The sequence below is a fragment of the Nonomuraea sp. NPDC005650 genome (genome assembly GCF_040605375.1).
Taxonomy (GTDB): Bacteria; Actinomycetota; Actinomycetes; order Streptosporangiales; family Streptosporangiaceae; genus Nonomuraea.
Genome location: NZ_JBEXCR010000037.1, coordinates 121,243 through 141,149, shown reverse-complemented (window position 1 = coordinate 141,149; position 19,907 = coordinate 121,243). Strand labels below are relative to the sequence as shown.

Annotated in this window: 20 protein-coding genes; 7 read left to right on the top strand and 13 right to left on the bottom strand. The window is 71.0% G+C overall.

Annotated elements, in window-relative coordinates; translation table 11 throughout:
- Positions 1-723: 723 nt before the first annotated feature.
- Positions 724-1,923 carry a hypothetical protein gene (locus ABZS69_RS47535; RefSeq protein WP_355385415.1) on the top strand — a complete coding sequence of 400 codons (1,200 nt, stop codon included), beginning with the start codon at positions 724-726 and terminating at the stop codon, positions 1,921-1,923.
- Positions 1,924-2,864: 941 nt separating this feature from the next.
- Here ABZS69_RS47535 and ABZS69_RS47530 read toward each other — a convergent pair.
- The 7 genes from ABZS69_RS47530 to ABZS69_RS47500 form a co-directional block, all read right to left on the bottom strand.
- Positions 2,865-3,851, bottom strand: coding sequence for an aldo/keto reductase (locus tag ABZS69_RS47530; protein WP_355385412.1), 987 nt, complete (start codon positions 3,849-3,851; stop codon positions 2,865-2,867).
- 15 nt (positions 3,852-3,866) lie between these two features.
- The gene (locus tag ABZS69_RS47525) at positions 3,867-4,523 is read right to left on the bottom strand and encodes an aldo/keto reductase (RefSeq protein ID WP_355385409.1); all 657 of its coding nucleotides are present in this window, start codon (positions 4,521-4,523) and stop codon (positions 3,867-3,869) included.
- Positions 4,520-5,494 (bottom strand): aldo/keto reductase, encoded by a 975-nt coding sequence (locus ABZS69_RS47520; RefSeq protein ID WP_355385406.1) that lies wholly within the window; start codon positions 5,492-5,494, stop codon positions 4,520-4,522. The genes ABZS69_RS47525 and ABZS69_RS47520 overlap by 4 nt, the downstream gene beginning before the upstream one ends.
- Complete coding sequence (locus ABZS69_RS47515) at positions 5,491-5,883, bottom strand: DUF2255 family protein (RefSeq protein WP_355385403.1); 393 nt, start codon at positions 5,881-5,883, stop codon at positions 5,491-5,493. The genes ABZS69_RS47520 and ABZS69_RS47515 overlap by 4 nt, the downstream gene beginning before the upstream one ends.
- Positions 5,884-6,027: 144 nt before the next feature.
- Positions 6,028-6,900, bottom strand: a complete 873-nt coding sequence (locus tag ABZS69_RS47510; RefSeq protein ID WP_355385400.1) for an aldo/keto reductase — start codon at positions 6,898-6,900, stop codon at positions 6,028-6,030.
- A gap of 27 nt (positions 6,901-6,927) precedes the next feature.
- Positions 6,928-7,965: an alcohol dehydrogenase catalytic domain-containing protein gene (locus ABZS69_RS47505; RefSeq protein WP_355385397.1), complete on the bottom strand. Its 1,038-nt coding sequence runs from the start codon at positions 7,963-7,965 to the stop codon at positions 6,928-6,930.
- Between the two features lie 394 nt (positions 7,966-8,359).
- The gene (locus ABZS69_RS47500; RefSeq protein ID WP_355385432.1) at positions 8,360-9,238 is read right to left on the bottom strand and encodes a helix-turn-helix transcriptional regulator; all 879 of its coding nucleotides are present in this window, start codon (positions 9,236-9,238) and stop codon (positions 8,360-8,362) included.
- Positions 9,239-9,375: 137 nt separating this feature from the next.
- Here ABZS69_RS47500 and ABZS69_RS47495 point away from each other — a divergent pair, with 137 nt between their 5' ends.
- Both ABZS69_RS47495 and ABZS69_RS47490 read left to right on the top strand, forming a co-directional pair.
- Positions 9,376-10,848 carry an MFS transporter gene (locus ABZS69_RS47495; RefSeq protein WP_355385394.1) on the top strand — a complete coding sequence of 491 codons (1,473 nt, stop codon included), beginning with the start codon at positions 9,376-9,378 and terminating at the stop codon, positions 10,846-10,848.
- Entirely contained in the window at positions 10,845-11,567 is a 723-nt protein-coding gene (locus tag ABZS69_RS47490; protein WP_355385391.1) for a flavodoxin, read from the top strand. Before ABZS69_RS47495 ends, ABZS69_RS47490 begins: the two co-directional genes overlap by 4 nt.
- Before the next feature lie 38 nt (positions 11,568-11,605).
- Here ABZS69_RS47490 and ABZS69_RS47485 read toward each other — a convergent pair whose 3' ends face one another.
- Positions 11,606-12,355: an SDR family oxidoreductase gene (locus tag ABZS69_RS47485; protein WP_355385388.1), complete on the bottom strand. Its 750-nt coding sequence runs from the start codon at positions 12,353-12,355 to the stop codon at positions 11,606-11,608.
- 94 nt (positions 12,356-12,449) lie between these two features.
- On the opposite strand from ABZS69_RS47485, the gene ABZS69_RS47480 reads away from it, so the two are divergent.
- Complete coding sequence (locus tag ABZS69_RS47480; protein ID WP_355385386.1) at positions 12,450-13,058, top strand: TetR/AcrR family transcriptional regulator; 609 nt, start codon at positions 12,450-12,452, stop codon at positions 13,056-13,058.
- Here ABZS69_RS47480 and ABZS69_RS47475 read toward each other — a convergent pair.
- On the bottom strand, positions 13,035-14,513 hold the full coding sequence (locus ABZS69_RS47475) for an MFS transporter (protein WP_355385383.1): 1,479 nt from the start codon (positions 14,511-14,513) through the stop codon (positions 13,035-13,037). The two genes, ABZS69_RS47480 and ABZS69_RS47475, sit on opposite strands and share 24 nt — an antisense overlap.
- Before the next feature lie 29 nt (positions 14,514-14,542).
- Positions 14,543-15,220 carry an NAD(P)H:quinone oxidoreductase gene (gene wrbA, locus ABZS69_RS47470; protein ID WP_355385380.1) on the bottom strand — a complete coding sequence of 226 codons (678 nt, stop codon included), beginning with the start codon at positions 15,218-15,220 and terminating at the stop codon, positions 14,543-14,545.
- Positions 15,221-15,299: 79 nt separating this feature from the next.
- On the opposite strand from wrbA, the gene ABZS69_RS47465 reads away from it, so the two are divergent.
- A complete protein-coding gene (locus tag ABZS69_RS47465) occupies positions 15,300-15,764 on the top strand; it encodes a MarR family transcriptional regulator (RefSeq protein ID WP_355385377.1) in 465 nt (154 codons plus the stop codon).
- 29 nt (positions 15,765-15,793) lie between these two features.
- Here the strand turns inward: ABZS69_RS47465 and ABZS69_RS47460 are convergent, their stop codons facing one another.
- Positions 15,794-17,131, bottom strand: a complete 1,338-nt coding sequence (locus tag ABZS69_RS47460) for an MFS transporter (RefSeq protein WP_355385430.1) — start codon at positions 17,129-17,131, stop codon at positions 15,794-15,796.
- A 67-nt stretch (positions 17,132-17,198) separates the two neighbouring features.
- Between ABZS69_RS47460 and ABZS69_RS47455 the strand changes: the two genes are divergently transcribed.
- Entirely contained in the window at positions 17,199-17,933 is a 735-nt protein-coding gene (locus ABZS69_RS47455; protein WP_355385374.1) for a helix-turn-helix transcriptional regulator, read from the top strand.
- Between the two features lie 29 nt (positions 17,934-17,962).
- Here the strand turns inward: ABZS69_RS47455 and ABZS69_RS47450 are convergent, their stop codons facing one another.
- Positions 17,963-18,595 (bottom strand): helix-turn-helix domain-containing protein, encoded by a 633-nt coding sequence (locus tag ABZS69_RS47450; RefSeq protein ID WP_355385371.1) that lies wholly within the window; start codon positions 18,593-18,595, stop codon positions 17,963-17,965.
- Positions 18,596-18,655: 60 nt separating this feature from the next.
- On the opposite strand from ABZS69_RS47450, the gene ABZS69_RS47445 reads away from it, so the two are divergent.
- A complete protein-coding gene (locus ABZS69_RS47445) occupies positions 18,656-18,946 on the top strand; it encodes an antibiotic biosynthesis monooxygenase (RefSeq protein WP_355385368.1) in 291 nt (96 codons plus the stop codon).
- 57 nt (positions 18,947-19,003) lie between these two features.
- Here the strand turns inward: ABZS69_RS47445 and ABZS69_RS47440 are convergent, their stop codons facing one another.
- On the bottom strand, positions 19,004-19,780 hold the full coding sequence (locus ABZS69_RS47440; RefSeq protein WP_355385365.1) for an SDR family oxidoreductase: 777 nt from the start codon (positions 19,778-19,780) through the stop codon (positions 19,004-19,006).
- Positions 19,781-19,907: the final 127 nt, after the last annotated feature.

Below are 19,907 nucleotides of genomic sequence, written 5' to 3'. Positions count from 1 at the left end.
CGGGACGCTCTCGGGGAACTGCGGGACCTTGACCTCAACGAACGGCATCTTCACGTCCAGGGGGCTGAATGGGACGCCCATGGGGCAAAGCACCAAAGGCGATGGGTGGGAACAATCTTCTTCATGAAAGAAGACGCGCAGCGCGGGCGCGGAGTTCCACCTGCCACAGACAGCAGGCGGCCTACCTGCCTAACTGAACATCACCGCGTTGACCAGTAGAAACGCTCAATAACCCAAGATCAACGATGGGAGCTCCCGGACGGCGGGCACCTGCTCGAATGGCACGGCCCCGGCCCTCGCCAGCGGCATGCGCACCTCGCCCTCCGTCTCGTCGGCGTTTACGACCTCGAATCCCTGCCGGCCCCGTAACCGGGTATCGCCCGCTACCGCGCGCACCGACATACCAGCACCACCCACGTCACGATCATCACAAGGCAGCGCTGGTTATGACCCGCCAGGCAGGCGCTCTGCATCAGTTTCACTGAGCCGACATCAGATCCACTGAGTCACGGCGTCAGCTTGACTGAGCCGCATCACTCTCGCTGAGGCAGGACAGCGGCGCGTCGGCGCCCGGGTCGTCGGGCAGGTCGTAACTTGCGGGAATGTTGCCTTCTCAAAAGTTAGGTGGAGGTGGCCGCTGCGCAACGGATCTTGTTTTTCGATTTTTATTTTCTGGAAAATCGAAAATGGTAGACTGTCGGTGTGACTGCGGAGACCAGTGTGGTGACGCCTTGTAAGCACTGTGGGGCGCCGATCGAGCAGCGGCGCGGGAGGGGGCGGCCCAAGGCGTACTGCCCTGAGAAGGACTGTCAGGCGGCGGCCAAGCGGGAGCGGGAGTTGCGGCGGGCCACGCCGGGGCTGGAGGGGGCGCTGGCCAGGGCCGAGCAGTTGTACGACCGGATGGAGAACGGGCTGGCCGCCGCCATCGAGCCGCTGGCGCGAGCCCTGGCCGAAGAGCTGAGTCCGGCGGGGGTCGAGGCGAAGCTGAGCGCGGTGCAGGCCGAGGCGCACACGCGGGTCGCGATCGCGCGTACCGAGCGGGAGCAGGCGTTCGAGCAGGTACGGCTCGCGCGGGAGGCGGCCGAGCACGCCCGCAGGCAGACGGCCGAGATGCGGGTTCGGCTCGAAGAGGCGGAAGGTGAGCGCGAGACCGCGCTGGGGGATGCTGAGCGGGCCCGGGAGCAGGCGCTGGCCGCGTTGCGGGAGGCCGCGAGCACCGAACGGCAGGCGATGCAGTCGACCGAGGAGGCGAAACGGCGTGCGAAGACGGCCGAGAGGCGGGCCGAGGAGGCGCTGCATCGGGTCGAGTTGACGGAGCAGGCCAGGGACCAGGCCGTTCAGGAGCTGGCCGAGCGGGTGGACGCGGCCGAGCGGCGTACCACTGAGGCGCTGGAACAGGCTGAGCAGCGCGTCGGCGAGGCGCGAGCGGAGGCCGTACGGGCTCGGGAGGAGGCCGAACAGGCGCGGGAGGGGCATGACCGGGCCCGAGACGAGACGGTGGCGGCCGTGCGGGCGCGTGAGCAGGCCGAACGGGAGGTCATCGGGGCGCAGGCTCGGGCGGAGGCGGCGGCGCAGGAGCGGGACCGTGCTGTGGAACGGGCCGTCACGGCCGAACGGGCGGCGGCCGAGGCCGAACGGGATCGCGCGGTGGCGCTCAAGGATGCCTCGCAGGCGAGCGCTGAGGTGGAGCGGCTCGAGGGGAAGGCGACGGAGTCCGCTGCGGCGCTGTCCAAGGAGCGGAAGCTGGTCCTGCGGGAAAAGTCTCGGGCGGATGCCGCGGCCAAGGAGCGGGATGGGTTGCTGGCTGAGCTGAGGCTGGAGCGGATGCGGCTTGAGGACCTGCGGGGCGAGTTGGAGGCGGCGCGGGCGGAGGCGGCGCAGTTGCGGGAACGGGCGGTGGCTGCGGAGCTGCGTTCGTCATAGGGGGCTTTTTCCGGGAGCCCGTCGGATACCCGGAGAAAGCAGGTGTGAGTGGTCAGCGGTGCGGGTGGAGGGAACGCGTCCCGCTGCTCGTGGCGATCATGGGTGGATGTGGGTGCGAACCGGTTCTGTCTGGTTGCGGAGCGGTTACCTCGCTGTGCAGCAGTACGAGCGGTGGACCTGCGCTTGGTGCTCGGTAGGTGGCAGTGGGGCCGATGGGGCTTCCGGCGCAATGTAGGGGATGTGCGGCGAAGGGGATTTGAGCGGATTTATGTAAGGGCGCCGTAGTGCCGAGGGTCGGGCGGGTATGGCGACCGCCGCGCTGAGGATCAACACGAGTTCGAGGCCGAGTACGCCGGCCCGCCCTTCGGTACTGCTCCTGAGAAGGGCCGGGCCAGCCGATGGCAGGGTGGGCGCGGTATTCGTCGTCGGTGACCTGCTCACCCCATTCGGTTTCGGGGACGTCCGGATCGCCCCACACACACATGGCCGGGTGAGCCATGAAGTGGTCGGGGGCGGCGCTGTGCCAGTGCCACTCGCCGGGCGGGGTTTTGGGCGGTGTCGCCGGGCCGCATGACGACGATCTCGCCGCCGCGCGACTGGACCAGGCCGATGCCCTCGGTGACGTGCAGCGTCGGGCCGGTGGTGTGGCGGTGCGCGAGCAGGGCGCGAAGCGGACGATGTTGACCCGCATCCGCGGCGGCTCGATGCGGGCGGCCCCGGCGACGTGGACGGCGATCGGCTGGCGCGACACCTCGTCGCTCGATGCCGGCGCAGATGACGTTGAACCAGACATCGCCGGTGAACGATTCAGCCGGGCCCTTGCTGGTGGGGGTGTCTGTTCAGGAGTTCCGTCGGTGATCTCCTCGTTCGGGGACCAGGGGCTGCGCCGTTGCCGCAGGCGTCTTCGTTGGTGCAGGGTCCGAGGCCGGTTGCCCCCCGTCTCAGCGGCCTACCAGTTTCATGTGTGCTTCGCCGTACCGGTTGCCGGCCACACCGACCCGGGCGGCCAGGGCGTCCAGGTCGGCCCGCTCGTCGGCGGACAGCGCCACCGTGGTCGCGGCGGCGTTCTCCTGCAGGCGGGACAGACGGCGGGTGCCCGGGATCGGCACGATCCACGGCTGCTGGGCCAGCAGCCAGGCCAGGGAGATCTGCCCCGGCGTGGCGCCCTTGGCGTCGGCCAGTTTGCGTACCTGGTCCACCAGGGCCTGGTTGGCGGGCAGGTGCTCGGCGTCGAAGCGCGGGATCGTCGCCCGGATGTCGCCGTCGGCGAAGGAGGTGTTCGGGGCCACGGTGCCGGTCAGGAAGCCCTTGCCGAGCGGGCTGAACGGCACGAACCCGATGCCCAGCTCCGCGCACGTCGGCAGCACCTCGGGTTCGGGGTCGCGGGTCCACAGTGAGTACTCCGACTGCACGGCGGTGACCGGGTGCACGGCGTGCGCCTTGCGGATCGTGGTGGCCGACGCCTCCGACAGGCCGAAATACTGGACCTTGCCTGCCTGTACGAGTTCGCCCACCGCGCCGGCGACGTCCTCGATGGGTACGTCCGGGTCCACCCGGTGCTGGTAGAACAGGTCGATGCGATCGGTACGCAGGCGCCGCAGGGAGGCGTCGGCGACCTTGCGGATCTGCTCCGGCCGGGAGTTCAGGCCGACGGATTTACCATCGCGGATGTCCCAGCCGAACTTCGTGGCGACCTGCACCCGATCCCGGATCGGCGCGATGGCCTCGCCCACGAGCTCCTCGTTGTGGTACGGGCCGTAGACCTCCGCGGTGTCGAGGAAGGTCACCCCGGCGTCCAGGGCGGAGCGGATCACGCCGATCATGTCCTCGCGGGTGCCGGGGTTCGGGCCGTAGCTCTGTGAGATGCCCATGCAGCCGAGCCCCACGGCCGATACCCGCAGGCCCTGTCCGAGTGTTCTGGTGTGCACTGCCGTCTCCTGTGATCAGTCGGTGAGGCGCAGGTTGCCGACCCGGCCGGCCATGGCCGGGTCGCGGTGGTCGAGGAACGACGAGTGGCCCGTGTCCGGGCCGGCGGTGCGGCTCAGCTGGTCGTCGGTGAGCTCGAGGTCGAAGACGTCGAAGTTCTCGGCCATCCGGTCGGCGTGTGCCGACTTGGGGATGACGACCACGTCGCGCTGGATGAGCCGGCGCAGCACGACCTGAGCCACCGACCTGCCGTGCGCCTGTGCGATGTCGCTCAGCACCGGATGGGTGAACAGGTTGTTGCGGCCCTCGTCGAACGGGCCCCACGACCCGATCTGGACCCCGCGCTCGACCCTGAGCCGCTGGTACTGCGTGCGCTGGAAGAACGGGTGGGTCTCGATCTGGTTGGCCGCGGGCGTGATCTCGTCGAAGGCGCGCCGGGCGTTCTCCTCACCGGTGTCGGAGATCCACAGCTTGCCGCTGTTCTTGATCGCGCGGCCGGCGGCTCCCTCGTTCCGGTACGCGGCCGCGGTGTCGAGCAGCCGGTAACCGGCCGCCAGGGCCTCGGGCACCGCCTGTTCGGTCTGCTCGGACGGGATCTGGTAGACGCCGAAGCCGAGGATCGGCCTCTCGACGCCGTTGTCCAGGGTGACCGCCCGCATGGCGGATCCCGTCATCGTTCGATCATCTGCATCTGCGCCTCGTTGTGGTGCCCGCCGGCGGCCGGGGGCAGGCTGTCGAGCTTGGCGAGTTGCTCGGCGGTCAGGACGAGGCCGTCGGCGGCGACGTTCTCCTCCAGGCGCGCGACCCGCTTGGTGCCCGGAATGGGGGCGATGTCGTCGCCCTTGCTGAGCAGCCAGGCGATCGCGACCTGCGCGGGCGTGGCGCCGGCCTCGTGGGCGATGGCCTGCACCTCGTCGGCGAGTGCGAGGTTGCGCTGGAAGTTCTCGCCGGTGAAGCGGGGGTTGGTGGCGCGGAAGTCGTCGGGGCCGAAGTCGCTCTCCGAGCGGATCTTCCCGGTCAGAAAACCCTTGCCGAGCGGGGAGTAGGCGACGAGCCCGATGCCCAGCTCGCGCAGCAGCGGCAGCACCTCTTCCTGGTCGCGGGTCCACAGCGAGTACTCCGACTGCAGCGCGGTGATCGGGTGGACCGCGTGGGCGCGGCGGATGGTGTCCAGCCACGCCTCCGACAGGCCGATGTGGCGGACCTTGCCCTGCTGGACGAGTTCGGCCACCGCGCCGATGGTGTCCTCGATCGGCACCTTCGGGTCGACGCGGTGCTGGTAGTACAGGTCGATGTGGTCGGTGCCCAGGCGGCGCAGCGAGCCCTCGACGGCGGTGCGGATGTTGGCCGGGCTGCTGTCCAGGTTCCAGGGGCCGTCGCCGGCGTGGGAGACCAGGCCGAACTTGGTGGCGAGCACGACCTGGTCGCGCCGGCCCTTGAGGGCCTTGCCGAGCAGTTCCTCGTTGGTGTACGGGCCGTAGATCTCGGCGGTGTCCAGGAGGGTGACGCCCAGGTCGAGCGCGCGGTGGATGGTGCGGATGGACTCGGCGTCGTCGCTGCCGGCCCCGGTGAAGCCGTGGGACATGCCCATGCAGCCCAGCCCGATGCGGGAGACGTCCAGTTCGCCCAGCTTGATGTGCTTCATGATGACCTTTCAGGGGTGAGTTTGATCGTCGCGGCTCGCGACGCGGGGTTGACGACGCCGCCGATGATGTTGGCGCCGTAGCGGCGGTACTTGGTGCGGTAGACCTCGTCGATCCGGTCGTGGACGGCGGTGTCGCCGGGGTCCGTGTCCGCGAAGGTCACCTCGGCTGCCACGCCACCGGCCGTGACGCGGCCCTGATGGCGGGTCTGGGCGCCGAGGTACCAGGCGCCGGCGCGGCCGTTCATGCAGCGCACGTACAGGTCGTCACCGACGCGCACGACCCACATCGTCACGGGCCGGCGCAAGCTGCCGTCGGCGCGGCGGGAGGCGAGGTCGAGTTCCTCGGCCTCGCCGATCGCGGTGAGTTCGTCGCTGGTCCAGGCGGCCATGGTCAGATGCTCCTTCGGTTCAGCATGGTGATGAGGACCTTCAGTGCCGGGCGAGCGGCCGGGCGTGGCGTTGTTGCGTTCGGCGATCTGGCCGAGGTCGAGTCCGAACGGTCGCCATCCCGACCTGGACGTCCCTTCTTCAGGTCAGGCTTCGGGGATGGTCCTGCCGAAGGACTCCAAGGTGACGGCATCAGGCTCAGGGCCGCCGCGTACTCCGGTGTCGAGGGCGTCCAAGGCCGCGCTTTCGGCGTCCGTGAGGTCGAAGTCGAACACGGCGAAGTTCTCTGCGATGCGTGCGGGGCGCACCGACTTGGGGATGGCCGCCCGCCCCTCCCGCAGGTGCCAGCGGAGCATGACCTGGGCGGGGGTCTTGCCGTGCGCGTCGGCGATCCCCTTGATGACCGGGTCGTCGAAGGTGCTGGTGCCGGTGCCGCGGTAACCGGTGATCCCGCCGATCGGCGACCACGCCTGGGTGATGATCTGCCGCGCGGTGTCGGCGGCCTGCACCTGCGGCTGGGTGAAGTACGGGTGGACCTCGACCTGGTTCACCGCGGGCACCACCGACGCCTCCTTCATCAGCGCGTCCAGATGGCCGGGCATGAAGTTGCTGACGCCGATGGCCCGCACCCGCCCGTCGGCCAGCAGCGTCTCCAGGGCGCGGTAGGCCCGCAGGGTCAGGTCGAACCGGGACGGAAGCGCCTGGTGGAGGATGAACAGGTCGATGGTCTCGACGCCCAGCTTGCCGGCGCTCTTGTCGAAGGCGTGCAGCGTCTCGTCGTAGCCGAAGTCGCTGATCCACACCTTGGTCTCGACGAACACCTCGTCGCGGTCCAGGCCCGAACGGCGGATCGCCTCACCGACCTGGCGTTCATTGCCGTAGGCCGCGGCGGTGTCGATCAGCCGGTACCCGATCTCCAGAGCCGACCGCACCGCCTCGGCCGTCTCCTCCGGCGGCGTCTGGAACACGCCGAATCCCAGAGCGGGCATCGAGACGCCGTTGTTCAACGTCAGGTTCATGGTCTGTGCCTCCACAGGATGGGCGCGCTACGGGCGGATGAGGACCTTGAGCGCGGTGCGGTCGTTCATCGCGAGGTACCCGTCGGGAACCTGCTCCAGGCCGATCGTCTGGTCGAACACGCGGCCCGGCTCCACCGTGCCCTCCAGTACGCCGGGCAGCAGCTCGTCGATGTAGGCGCGTACCGGGGCGGGGCCGCCGGTCAGCGTGATGTTCGGGCCGAACAGGCTGCCGAAGCCGATCGGCGCCTCCTCGTACTGCGGCACACCGACTCGGCTGATCACCCCGCCCGGGCGGACGATGCCGAACGCGGTCTCGTAGGCGTCTCGGTAGCCGACCGCCTCCAGCACCGCGTGCACCCCCTGCCCGCCGGTCAGCTCGCGCACCTTCTCGACGCCCTCGCCTCCGCGCTCGGGCACGACGTCGGTGGCGCCGAAGTCGATGCCGAGCTTGGTGCGCACGTCGTGGCGGCCCATCAGGATGATCCGCTCGGCGCCCAGCCGGTGGGCCGACAGCACCGCCATCAGCCCGACCGCGCCGTCCCCGATCACCGCGACCGTGGTGCGCGGGGTGACGTGGGCCTGCTTGGCGGCGTGGTAGCCGGTGCCGTACACGTCCGCCAGGGTCAGCAGCGACGGCAGGAGCATGCTGTTCTCGCCGACGGGCAGCTTGACCAGGGTGCCGGCCGCCTGCGGGACGCGGATCGCCTCCGCCTGGGCCCCGCCTACGTCGCCGGCGGCCCAGAAGCCGCCGTTGGGGCAGGAGGTGTGCAGCCCCTCACGGCAGAGGTCGCAGGTGTTGTCGGAGTAGGCGAACGGCGCCACCACCAGGTCACCACGCCTGAGCCCGGACACCTCCGTGCCGAGATCTTCGACGACGCCGAGGAACTCGTGCCCCATCGGGGTGCCCTGCGGCGAGGCCGGCAGGTTGTGGTACGGGTGCAGGTCGCTGCCGCAGATGCACGAGCGCACGATGCGGACGATCGCGTCGGTGGGCCGCTGCAGGACCGGGTCCGGCACGGTCTCCACGCGCACGTCACCGGCGCCGTACATGTATGTAGCTCGCATCGAGAATTTCCGTTCTTGTCTTCGTCGTCGGGCCTGCCCGGGGCCGGATCCGTACAGGCAAATCCGGGCCGGTGCCGCAGCGGCCGCGCGGCACCTTCAAGGTCATCAGGGTCAAAGCCAGGAAATGGCGGCATTGGTTCGAAGCAGCCACCGGCTGGGGCGTTTCGGCGGCTGCGGGGCCGAAGGCCGCTACCACGTCATCGGGTCGGCCGATTCGCCGCATGCGCCCCTATACCTGCCTCGATGCCGGTGTTTTCCCTGGTCAAGGTCTATTCAACCGGCTCGCTCGAACATGCGGCAGGGTCTGTTGTTACAGGTACTGACAGAGCCCCCCAACGGGGTTTCGCGCAGCGGCGTTCCGCGCGCCTGACAGGCTTGTGCTGCGGGGCGTGGGTCAGCTCTGGTCCGGGGCCGGCTGCTGTACCTCGGCGAGGTCCTGGGTGGCCGCCCAACTGGCGAGCATCTTGAGGCCGTCGGCGGTGGGGCTGCCGGGAACGGCGGTGTAGACGTTGAGGGTCAGGCCGGGCTCCGACGGCAGCTCCATCGACTCGAAGTTCAAATCGAGCCGGCCGATCACCGGGTGGCGCAGCCGCTTCAGACCGCTGCGGTGGAACTGCACGTCGTGGGAGGCCCAGCGCTGCCGGAACAGCTCGCTGCGCGTCGACAGCTCGCCGACCAGCTCGATCAGCGCCCGGTCGTGCGGGTTGCGGCCGGCTTCCAGCCGGAGCATGGCGGCGGCGTCGTTGGCGATCCGGTCCCAGTCGACGAAGAACTCGCGCGCGGCCGGATCCAGGTAGACGAACCGGGTGGTGTTCGCCGGGCGGCGCGGGTCGGCCAGGATGGGGGCGTACAGGGCGCGGGCCAGGCGGTTCATGGCGACGATGTCGTGGCGACCGTTGCGCACCCAGGCCGGGGCGTCGGTGATGGCGTCCAGCACCTGCTGGATCACCGGCCGCACCGTGGTCGGCGTCGTGCGGCGGCGCTGGCCCGGCCCGGCGGCCCGCGCCAGGGCGAACAGGTGCTCGCGCTCGGCCTCGTCCAGCTGCAGCGCGCGGGCCAGGGCGTCCAGCACGCTGTCGGAGGCGCCGGACAGGTTCCCGCGCTCCATGCGGACGTAGTAGTCGATGGAGACGCCGGCGAGCATCGCGACCTCTTCGCGCCGCAGTCCCTTGACGCGGCGGTTGCCGCCGTAGGCGGGCAGCCCCGCCTGCTCCGGAGTGATGCGCGCCCGGCGCGAGCTGAGAAACTCGCGGACCTCGGTGCGGTGGTCGATCTGGCTCATAACCCCAGGGTAAGCAGGGCGGCGGCGGTGAAGGAGGTACGGCCAGTACCCCGAACGAGCGTCCCTCCCTCACCCGCTCGAATCGACGTTGACTGGGAGCATTCCATCCGCACACGAGGGAAGGCAGCATGCAGCCCAACCCCGCCGGCGGCACCGTAGAACGGTCTGCGGCACGCCCGAACGCGATCCTGGCGATCATCCTGATAAGCTATTTCATGATCCTGCTCGACAACTCGGTCATCTTCACCGGGCTGCCGAGCATCCGCGCCGATCTGGACCTGAGCCCGGGCGTGCTGTCCTGGGTGCAGGACGCCTACACGCTCGTCTTCGGCGGTCTGCTCCTGCTCGGCGCCCGCGCCGGTGACCTCCTCGGCCGGCGGCGGCTGTTCGTCGCCGGGCTGTCGATCTTCGGCGTCGCCTCGCTGCTGATCGGGCTCGCGCCCACCGGCTGGTGGATCGTGGCCGCACGTGCCCTGCAGGGCATCGGCGCCGCCATCGTCGCCCCGACCTCGCTGGCCCTGATCACCGCGCACTTCAACGGCCGCGAGCGCGCCCGTGCGGTCGCCTGGTACGGCGCCACCGCCGGCATCGGGGCCAGCCTCGGCCTGCTGGTCGGCGGCGCCCTGGCCGCCTGGATCTCCTGGCGGGCCGCCTTCCTCGTCAACGTGCCGATCGCCGTCGCCATGATCGTGGCCGCCCGGCGCGTACTGGCCGAGACCGGGCGCAGCCGGGGCCGGTTCGACGCCCTGGGCGCCGGGTACGCGACACTCGGCATGGGCGCTCTCGTCTTCGGGATCGTCTCCGCCGCCGAGTACGGGTGGGCGGCGCCGGTCGCCCTGGCCGGGCTCGCGGCGGGCGTGCTGCTGCTGACGGCGCTGGTCTTCCACGAATCGCGGGCCGAGCAGCCGATCATGCCGCTGAGGCTGTTCCGCGACCGTGAACGCAGCGGCGCCTACGCCGCACGCATGCTCTACATGGGCGCGATGATCGGATTCTTCTACTTCACCACCCAGTACCTGCAGGACGTGCTCGGCTTCGACCCCTTGCAGGCCGGCCTGGGCTTCCTGCCGATGACCGCGGTCAACTTCGCCGTCGCGATGGCCATCCCGCGGCTGTCCGACCGGCTGCCCCGCGCGGCGCTGCTGACGGCCGGAGTCGCGGCCACCGCCGCCGGAATGGCCTGGCTGAGCCGGCTGGACGCCGGCGACACCTATCTCACGGCGGTCGCCCTGCCGATGCTGCTCATCGGTGCCGGCCAGGGACTCGCGTTCGCCCCACTGACCAGCGCCGGGATCGCCCGCATAGGGTCCGCCGACGCCGGCGCCGCCTCCGGCCTGGTCAACACCGCGCACCAGTTGGGCATGGCCCTCGGGCTGGGCATTCTCGTCGCCGCCTCGACCCGGACCGCAGCCCCCGGCAGTGCGCCGGGCGGGGCGGGCGGGGTCGCCGCGCACGTGAGCGCCGCGCTCACCGGCTCCACCGTCCTGCTCGCACTGGCGCTGCTCGTCGTCATGCTCGTCATCGCCCCCGCCAGGCAGACCCCCTCGACCGTGCCCGCCACCCCGATCAACGACAGCAAGCGCGAGGAGGCGACCGCGTGAACAGCACCGGCGCACACCGGCTTCCCGGCGATCCCATCACCGACCGCCATAACCGGCGCGGTTTCCTGCGCGCCACCGCCGCGACCGTACTGGCGGTCGCCGGCGGCACCGGGTTGACGGGCTGCGGCGCCCAGCCATCTCAGGGCACCGCAGGCACGAACCCCACCGCGACGCCGTCCCCCGCCGGGACCGGACCGAGACCGCGTGTCCTGCTGGCCTACTTCTCCCGCGCCGGCGAGAACTACCACTACGGCGGCCGCAAGCAGCTGCGAGTCGGCAACACCGAGGTGCTGGCCGGCCTGATCAGCGAGCGCATCGCCTGCGACGTGCACCGCATCGAGGCCGCCGAACCCTACTCCGACGACTACGACGACGCCAGAGCGCGCAACGTTCGCGAACAGGACGCCGACGCCCGCCCGGCCCTTGCCGGCCCCGTCCCGGCCATCGACGGCTACGACGTCGTCCTGCTGGGCAGCGGCATCTGGAACGTGCGCCCACCCATGATCATGCGCACTCTCGCCGAAAGCCTCGACTTCACCGGCAAGACCGTCCTGCCCGTCGTCACCTATGCCGTCAGCGGACTGGGCGCCGCGCCCGAAGAGTACGCGGACGCCTGCCCCGGCGCCACCATCGGCGACGGGCTCGCCGTGCGCGGCGAAGAGGTCCGGCAGGCGAGCGCCGCCGTCCAATCCTGGCTGCGGCGTGCCGGCCTGCGCTGACCTTCCGACCCGGCCGGGATCAGACAGGACGATGCCCGTCAGATGTGCACTTCGCCCCCGTCGACGACCAGGTTGGCGCCGAGGAAGAAGCTGCCCTGGTCGGAAGCGAGGAACGCCACCACATTGGCGACCTCGTCCGGGCGTCCGATCCGGCCGAGCGGGACCGCCGCGGCGAAATCCGACTTGGTGACGGGGGTGTCCGCCGTCCCGGCCACGCCGTCGAGTCCAGGAGTGTCGATGGTGCCCGGAGAGATCGCGTTGACCCGGATGTTCCGGCCCTTGAGCTCGTTGGCCCAGGTCCGGGCGAAGGACCGGATCGCCGCCTTGGAGGCCGCGTACGTGCCGAACGCCGCGACACCGTCGCCGGCGCGCACCGAGCTGTTCAGGATCACCGATGCGCCGTCGTTGAGCAGCGGCAGCGCCTTCTGCACCGTGAACAAGGTGCCCCGGACGTTGACGCCGAAGGTCTCGTCGAAGTGCTCCTCGGTGACCTGCTCCAGCGTCGCGAACGACGCGGCGGCGGCGTTGGCGAACAGCACGTCCAGGCCCCGGCCCCGAGCCTGGACCGCGGCGTAGAGCCGGTCCAGGTCGGCCAGGTCCGAGATGTCGCCCGGCACGGCGGTCACCGCCGCCGGGCCTATGCGCTCCACCGCCGCGTCGAGGACCGCCTTCCGGCGGCCGGTGATGAATACGTGCGCGCCCTCGGCCGCCAGCCGTATGGCGGCGGCCAGACCGATCCCCGTTCCACCGCCGGTGACGACGGCGGTCTTGCCTTCCAGCTGTCCCATTGCTTTCACCTCGATAGAAATCTGTACCGATCGGTGCCGAAGTGGACGATAGCAGTTCAGGACCGATCGGTACAGAAGAGGTATGATCGATCACGTGAACACCCGGAGGAACGCGCCGATCGGCCGGCCACGCGGCTTCGACGTCGACAAGGCGCTCGACCAGGCCATGCGGGTCTTCTGGGAGCAGGGCTACGAGGGCGCCAGCCTGACCGACCTGACCGACGCCATGGGCATCAGCCGCACCAGCATGTACGCCGCCTTCGGCAGCAAAGAAGACCTGTTCCACAAGGCCCTGCAGCGTTACACCGACGGCCCCGCCTCATACGTCCCGCGGGCCTTGGAGGAGCCGACGGCGTGGCAGGTGGCCACCGCGTTCCTCAACGGTTCCGTCCGGGCAACCACCAGTCCCGGCTGTCCCGCCGGATGCCTCGGCGTCCAAGGTTCGCTGGCGGCGGGAGAGGCCGGTCTCAGCGCCCGGGACACGTTGGCGGCCTGGCGCGACAACGGCATCTCGCTCCTGCGGGAGCGGTTCCAGCGGGCCGTCGACGAGGGCGACCTTCCCGCGGAGACCGATCCCGGCCTGCTCGCCCGATACCTCATGGCCGTGGCCAACGGCATCGCCGTTCAGGCCGCCGGTGGCGCCACCCGCGACGACCTCCACCTGGTGGCCGACATGGCCCTACGGCAATGGCCGCCCACCTGATACGGACGACTCCTGGAGATGCGGCGAGCGGGTGAAGCGGTGCCGCGGCAGCAGCACGCTGACCAACGCGATTGCCAGGCCGAGCCCGGCCGCCAGGAGGAAGACCAGGTCGTAGCCGGCGGCGAGGGAGGCCGGCGAGAGCCTTCCGCCCGCCTCCGACGCGGCTCGGGTGCCGGCGGCCGTCGCGAGCACCGCCAGGCCGATCGCCCCGCCCACCTGGCCGGCGGTGTTGGCCAGGCCACCGGCGATCCCCGCGTCGCCCTCGGGGGCGTCGGCGGTCGCCGCGGCCATGAGGGTGGGGAAGGTGAGCCCGATGCCGATCGCGACGAGCAGCGTGGGCCCGAGCACGCCGGCGAGGTAGCCGCTGGCGGCGTCGGCTTGGGCGAGCCAGCCGAAACCGACCAGGAAACAGGCGCTGCCGGCCAGCACCAAGGGGCGAGCACCAGTGCGCGGCAGCAGCGGGGCGGCCCACCGCGCGATCACCAGGAACGTCACCGCCGCGGGTGTCTGCCCGAGCCCGGCCTGCAGCGCGCTGTGACCGAGAACGTTCTGCAGGAACAGCGACGTGAAGTACCACATCGCGATGGGGATCGCGCCGAACAGCAGCAGCATGCCGTTGCCGACGGCCACCGCGCGGCTCCTGAACAGCCGCAGGGGCATGGTCGGCACGGCGGCGAAACGCGCCTGCACCACGGTGAAGACGACGAGGAGGAGCAGGCCCGCCACCACCGGCCCGGCGACCAGCGCCGACGACCAGCCGTGATCGGCGCTCTGCATGACCCCGAAGACCAGCGCCGCCAGCCCCGCCGTCCCGGTGATCGCACCGGCGAGATCGAGCGGCTCCCGCCGGCCGGTACGCGTGCCGGCCAGCACCGCCATGGCCACGGCGATCAGCACTGCGCCGATCGGCACGTTGATGAGGAAGACCCACCGCCACGACAGGCCGGTGGTGATGGCTCCGCCCGCGATCGCGCCGGCCATCCCGCCCACGCCGCCCGCGGCGGACCACATGCCGAACGCCTTGGCGCGGGCGTTCGGCTCGGTGAAGGAGGTGTTGATCACGGCCAGCGTCGCCGGGGCCATCATGGCGGCTCCGACGCCTTGCGCGACGCGGGCCGCCACCAGCACCTCCGCGGCCGTCGCCAGGCCGCCGACCAGGCTCGAGGCGGAGAACACCAGCAGCCCGGCGACCAGCATCCGGCGCGGGCCGACCAGGTCGGCGGCGCGCCCGCCCAGCAGCATGAAGCCGGCGAAGGTGAGCAGGTAGCCGTTCACCACCCAGGCCAGGCCGGTGGCGGTGAAGCCGAGGTCCTCGCGGATCGACGGCAGGGCGAGATTGACGATGGACGAGTCCAGGATGACCATGAATTGGCAGGCGCAGGCCAGCGCCATGATCATCCAGGCGGGGCCGGCGTGCTGCCTGGCCCGCCGAGTGGCGGTGTCGACGCTCGTCATGACTTCCTTTCCGTGCCGGATGCCGCCGTTCACGCGGTCAGGGAGGTCGTCGCGGTCAAGGCTTCGCGGGGGCTGCCGTCCCGCTCGGCGGCATCGGCGGCGCGGCCGCCCTCCAGCAGCCGGATCGCCACCTGGGCCAGCCGCCGCCCCTGGTACCTGGCCGATTCCAGCGTCGCGGTGTCCGGGCCGTCCATGGCGGGGCCGGTCATCGACGTGCCGTACGGGTTGCCGCCGGCGGCGTACACGGCCGGATCGGTGAAACCGAGCGGGACGATCAGCGCTCCCCAGTGGTAGAAGACGTTGGCCAGCGACAAGATCGTGGCCTCGCTGCCGCCGTGCCGGTTGTAGGCCGAGGTGAAGGCCGTGACCGGCTTGTCGGCCAGTTTTCCTTCCCGCCACAGCCCGGCGGTCTGGTCGATGAACTGCTTGAGCTGGGCGGCCGGCGCGCCGAACCGGGTCGGGGTCCCGAACGCGAACGCGTCGGCCCAGGCCAGGTCCTCGACCGATGCCTCGGTGATCGACGCGGTGGCATCGGCGTGCCGCCGCCACTGGGGGTTCTCGTCGATCGCGCTGTCGGGCGCCAACTCGGCGACCCGCCGCAGCCGCACCTCGGCTCTCGCCGAGGCGGCGCCCTCGGCGACGGCATGGGCGAGCGCGTGTACGGTGCCGGTCGAGCTGTAGTAGATCACGGCGACCTTGACGGTCATTCCGGGGCTCCTCGATGTCAGGTAACATTGGTTATGCGGATAACTATTATGCGCATAACCAATTTGTCAAGGAGAGCCCATGGACTTCGAGCAAGCCGACGCCCTCAACCAGGCCATCCGCCTGCTGAGCCTGCGTCACCGGGCCAGGGCCGCGGCGCTGCTGGCCCCGCTCGGCCTGCACCCCGGGCAGGAGGCGCTCCTGCTCGAACTCGCCCGTACCGGTCCGATGATCCAGGCCCAGCTCAGCGAGGCGCTCGGCTGCGAACCGCCCAGCGTCACGCTCATGACCCGCAAGCTCGAAGCCAGCGGTCACATCCGCCGCGCGCCCGCCCCCTCCGACAGGCGCGCCAGCATCGTCGAGCTCACCGACAGCGGCAGAGCCCTGACCGAGCAGATCAAAGACCTTTGGCGCGCCCTGGCCGAGGAAACCGTGGTCGGCCTGCCCGCCGAAACGGTGGCAGAACTACCCGGCATCCTCAGGACAGTGGCCGGCAACGTGGATGCCCGGCGCCCCCGCCGCCCGCACGGCGACAGCGCGGTCTGACAAGTCAGCGCTCACCCGGCGCAGTCGGCTCACCGGGGAGTGGCTGCCGGCTCCCTGTCCAGCGGGCCGCCGGCCCGCGACGGCAGCAGCACGACGATGAGTACGGCGCCGAGCGCCACGCAGACCGCACCCGCCGTGAGCCCGCCCGAGTAGCCCATGATGGTCAGCGCCGCCACCCCGACGGCCCCGCCGACCTGCTGCACGGAGGTGAACAGGGCCGAGCCGAGACCGGCGTCCGCCTCGGTGGTGCCCTCGACCGCGGCCACGGCCATGACGGGCAGGCTCAGCCCGTTGCCCACGCTCAGAATGAGCATGCCGGGCAGGACGTGGGCTGCGTAGGAGTCGCCCGCCGCCACGCCGGACAGCAGGAGCAGGCCGGCGATGTTGACCAGGAACGCCAGCAGGAGCGCCCAGCGCGTCCCGATCTTGATCGAGACGCGGGAGGACAACCACATTCCCGCCAGGATGCCGGCGCCGTAGGGCAGGTAGGCGATGCCGGCCAGGAGCGGGCTGTAGCCCAGAACGGTCTGCACCTGGATCATCAGCAGGAACGACATCGCGTACATCGCCATCGAGAACAGCAGGGTCGCGCCGTTGGCCACCGCCCGCGTCCGCGAGGCCAGGAACGACCCGGGCACCAGCGGCGCCGCCGCCCGCGACTCGACCACCACGAACGCCACCGCCAAGGCGGCCGAGAGCACGACGGCGCCGATGACGATCGGATCGCCCCAGCCGGTCTCCCCGGCCCGCAGCAGCCCGTACACCAGCGACACCGCGGCCCCGGTGACCAGGACCGCGCCGGGAACGTCGAGGCGGCGCCGGCCGGGCGCGCGGGACTCGGGGACCAGACGGGGGAGCGAGGCCAGAGCCACGGCGACGACGGGCAGGTTGATCAGGAAGATCCCGCGCCAGGACACCAGGTCGGTCAGCGCCCCGGACACCACCAGGCCCGAGGTCCCGCCCAGGGCCGCGATGCCGCCCCAGATGCCCAGCGCCTTGGCCCGCTCCTCCGGACCCGGATACAGCAGCGTGATCATCGACATCGCCGCCGGGCCGGCCATCGCGGAACCCGCGCCCTGTACGAACCGCCCGATCACCAGCTGCCACGGCTCCTGCGCGAGCCCGCAGGCCAGGCTGGCCACGCCGAACAGCGCCACCCCGGCGAGGAAGACGCGACGGCGGCCCAGCAGGTCCGCCATCCGGCCGCACAGCAGCAACAACCCGCCGAAGGCCAGGAAGTAGGCGTTGACGACCCAGGGCAATCCGGACGCGCTGAAGCCCAGCTCATCGCGGATGCTGGGCAGGGCCACGTTCACGACGGTGTCGTCGAGCACGAGCATGAACTGGACCAGACACAACACAATCATCGGCACCCGACGACGCTATGATCCGCCCCATTTGGCCACAATCCGCGATGGGGCCAGACTATGTCGCATGGAGGACATGGGCGCGATCGTCGTCGGCCATTTCCCGCTGGCCTCGGGAGACTGGATCCCCCCGCACAACCACACCCACCACCAGCTCGCCTGGACCCGCCGCGGCGTCCTGAGCGTCAACGTGGGCGAGGTGTACTGGGTCCTGCCGCCCACCAGGGCGCTGTGGCTGCCCGCGGGGGTCACCCACGCGACCGGCGCGACCCGCGACGCGGTGCTGTGCAGCCTGTACCTGTCGCCGGAGCGCTGCCCGCTGGACTGGCCCGAGCCCACGGCGGTCGGCGTCGACGGCCTGCTGGCCGAGCTGGTCGGGTACCTGGCCCGCACCGACCTCGCCGACGGCGCGCGGCTGCGTGCCGAGGCGGTGGTGTACGACCTGCTGCGCCCGCTGCCGACCCGGCCCATCGACGTGCCGCAGCCCACCGACGAGCGCGTCCGGGTGGTGGCGGCCGCCCTGCTGGCGGACCCGGCCGACCCGCGCAGCCTGGAGGCTCACGCCCGCGCGGCGGGCGTGAGCAGGCGGACGCTGACGCGGCTGTTCGTGCGCGACACGGGCATGAGCTTCGACCATTGGCGCACGCAGGTACGGCTGCGCGCCGCCCTGCCGCTGCTGGCCGAGGGGCAGCCGGTGTCACGGGTGGCACACAGCGTGGGGTACGCCACGGCGAGTGCGTTCCTGGCGGCCTTCCGCCGTACGGTCGGCACCACGCCCCGGCGCTACCTGCTCAGCCATTGACCGCCGCCTGCCAAGGCCCGCCGGCAGGCCTAGCCTGAACAGAGCTGGGCGTGCAGGGTCTGGCAGACCCACTGCTCCCAGCGCTCGCGCGACCAGCCCCGCTCCTGCACGAACAGCAGGTACAGCTCGGGGCTGAGCAGGCCGAACAGCAGATCGGCCGCTTCCTCCGCCGACAGTCGTGCCCGTGCGCCCGGCTTGGCGACCAGCGCCTCGGCGGCTTGTCGCTGGACGACGTAGCGCGGATTGACCTCGTGCGGCCACAGGGCGGCGACTTCGGGGTCGCTCGCGACCGCTGCTTCCAGGACTTTGCCGATGGGCGCGACTCGTTCCAGGATGGAGGTCGTGCCCGTGACGTAGGCGCGGACCATGTCGTGGGCGGTGCCAGCGGCCAGCGCGTCGGTGTACCACGGCCGGTCCATCGTGGCCACGGGCTCGTCGTCACCCGCGATCGTGACGTCGACCAGTTCCTTCAGCAGGGCGCGCTTGTTGCCGAAGACGAAGTAGATCGTCTGCACCGCGACCCCGGCCTTGTCGGCGACGTCCTGAAGATTCGTCGCGCCGTATCCGTCCCGCGCGAACAACTCCAGCGCCGCCGCCAGGATGCGCCGTCGCGTCTCCTGCGCCTTCTGCGCCCGCTTGTTCGTCCGCTTGACATCGCTCATGGCTAGAGTCTATCTCTAGATTTAGTCACTAGAAGTCAACTCTAGAGAAGAGATCCAGTCGTGTCGATTGTCAGTGTCACCCGTTTCCAGGCCGATCCCGCCGACGCCGAGCAGGTCCGGGTCCGGCACGCGGCCCTGGTCACCGCGATCAGGGCCGCCCAGCCCGGCCTCACCGAGGCCCGCCTCGGCCGGCTCGATGACGAGACGTGGGTCGGTGTCTGGCGCTGGGACAGCGCCGCCAGCCTGCAGGCGGCCCGCCAGGCGGCGCCCGGCACCGCGGCGGCCGTCGCGGCGTTCGAGGTGGCCCGCGAGGTCATGGCGGAGGACATCGAGGTGCTCGACGAGCTCTGACCGCCTGCCCCGGCCCCGCGACCCGGGGCCGGGTTCACCGCCCGCGACAGCGTCCGGTCAGCCGGTCTGGCCGGTCGGCATGATGGTGACCTGCTGGAGGTTCGCCCGCGGCGGGAGGCTCGCGAGGAACCCGATCGTCTGGGCGATGTCCTGCGGCGTGAGCCACTCCAGCGTCTGCTTGGAGCCCTCCAGCCACTCCAGCGCCCCCTTGTCGGTGACGTGGTCCTGCAGCTCGGTTCCGACGATGCCCGGCTCGATGGCCGAGACCCGCACCTTCTTCGGGCCCAGCTCGACCCGCATGTGGCGGGAGAGATGGGTGACGTACGCCTTGGTCGCGGAGTAGACGGCGAAGTTCGGGAAGATGTTCTGCGCCGCGATCGACGAGGTGTTGATCAGGTCGGCCACCCCGCGCTCGGCGGCGGCCCGCACCAGCTGAGGGGTGAAGGCGGCGATGGCGTTCATCAGCCCGGTGATGTTGAGGTCGATCTGGCGCTGCCACTGGTCGGTGGCCAGCTCCTCGATCGGGGCGGGAAGCATGACGCCCGCGTTGTTGAAGAGCAGGTCCGCGTCGCCCAGCTCGGCCGCCACGCGGTCGGCGGCCGAGCGCAGCGCCGCGGCGTCGGTGACGTCGACGGCCAGGGCCAGCGCCTGGCCCCCGGCCTTGTCGATCCGGGCGACCAGGTCGTCCAGCCGCTCGGCGCGCCGTGCCAGGACGACGACGCGGGCGCCCAGCTCGGCCAGGTGCTCGGCGGTGGCCTCGCCGATGCCGCTGGAGGCGCCGGTGATGACCGCGACGCGGCCGGTGAGAGGGCGGGCAGAGGTCTGCGTGGTCATGGTGAACACCTTTCAAGGTGGGTGGAGTGACAGGTGGCCGCGGCCGATCGCCGCCGGCTTCCGAGACCAGGACATCACCCGCCCGGCCCGTCAAGGGCCGCCAAAATGTGCCCTGACCAGGCAGGTC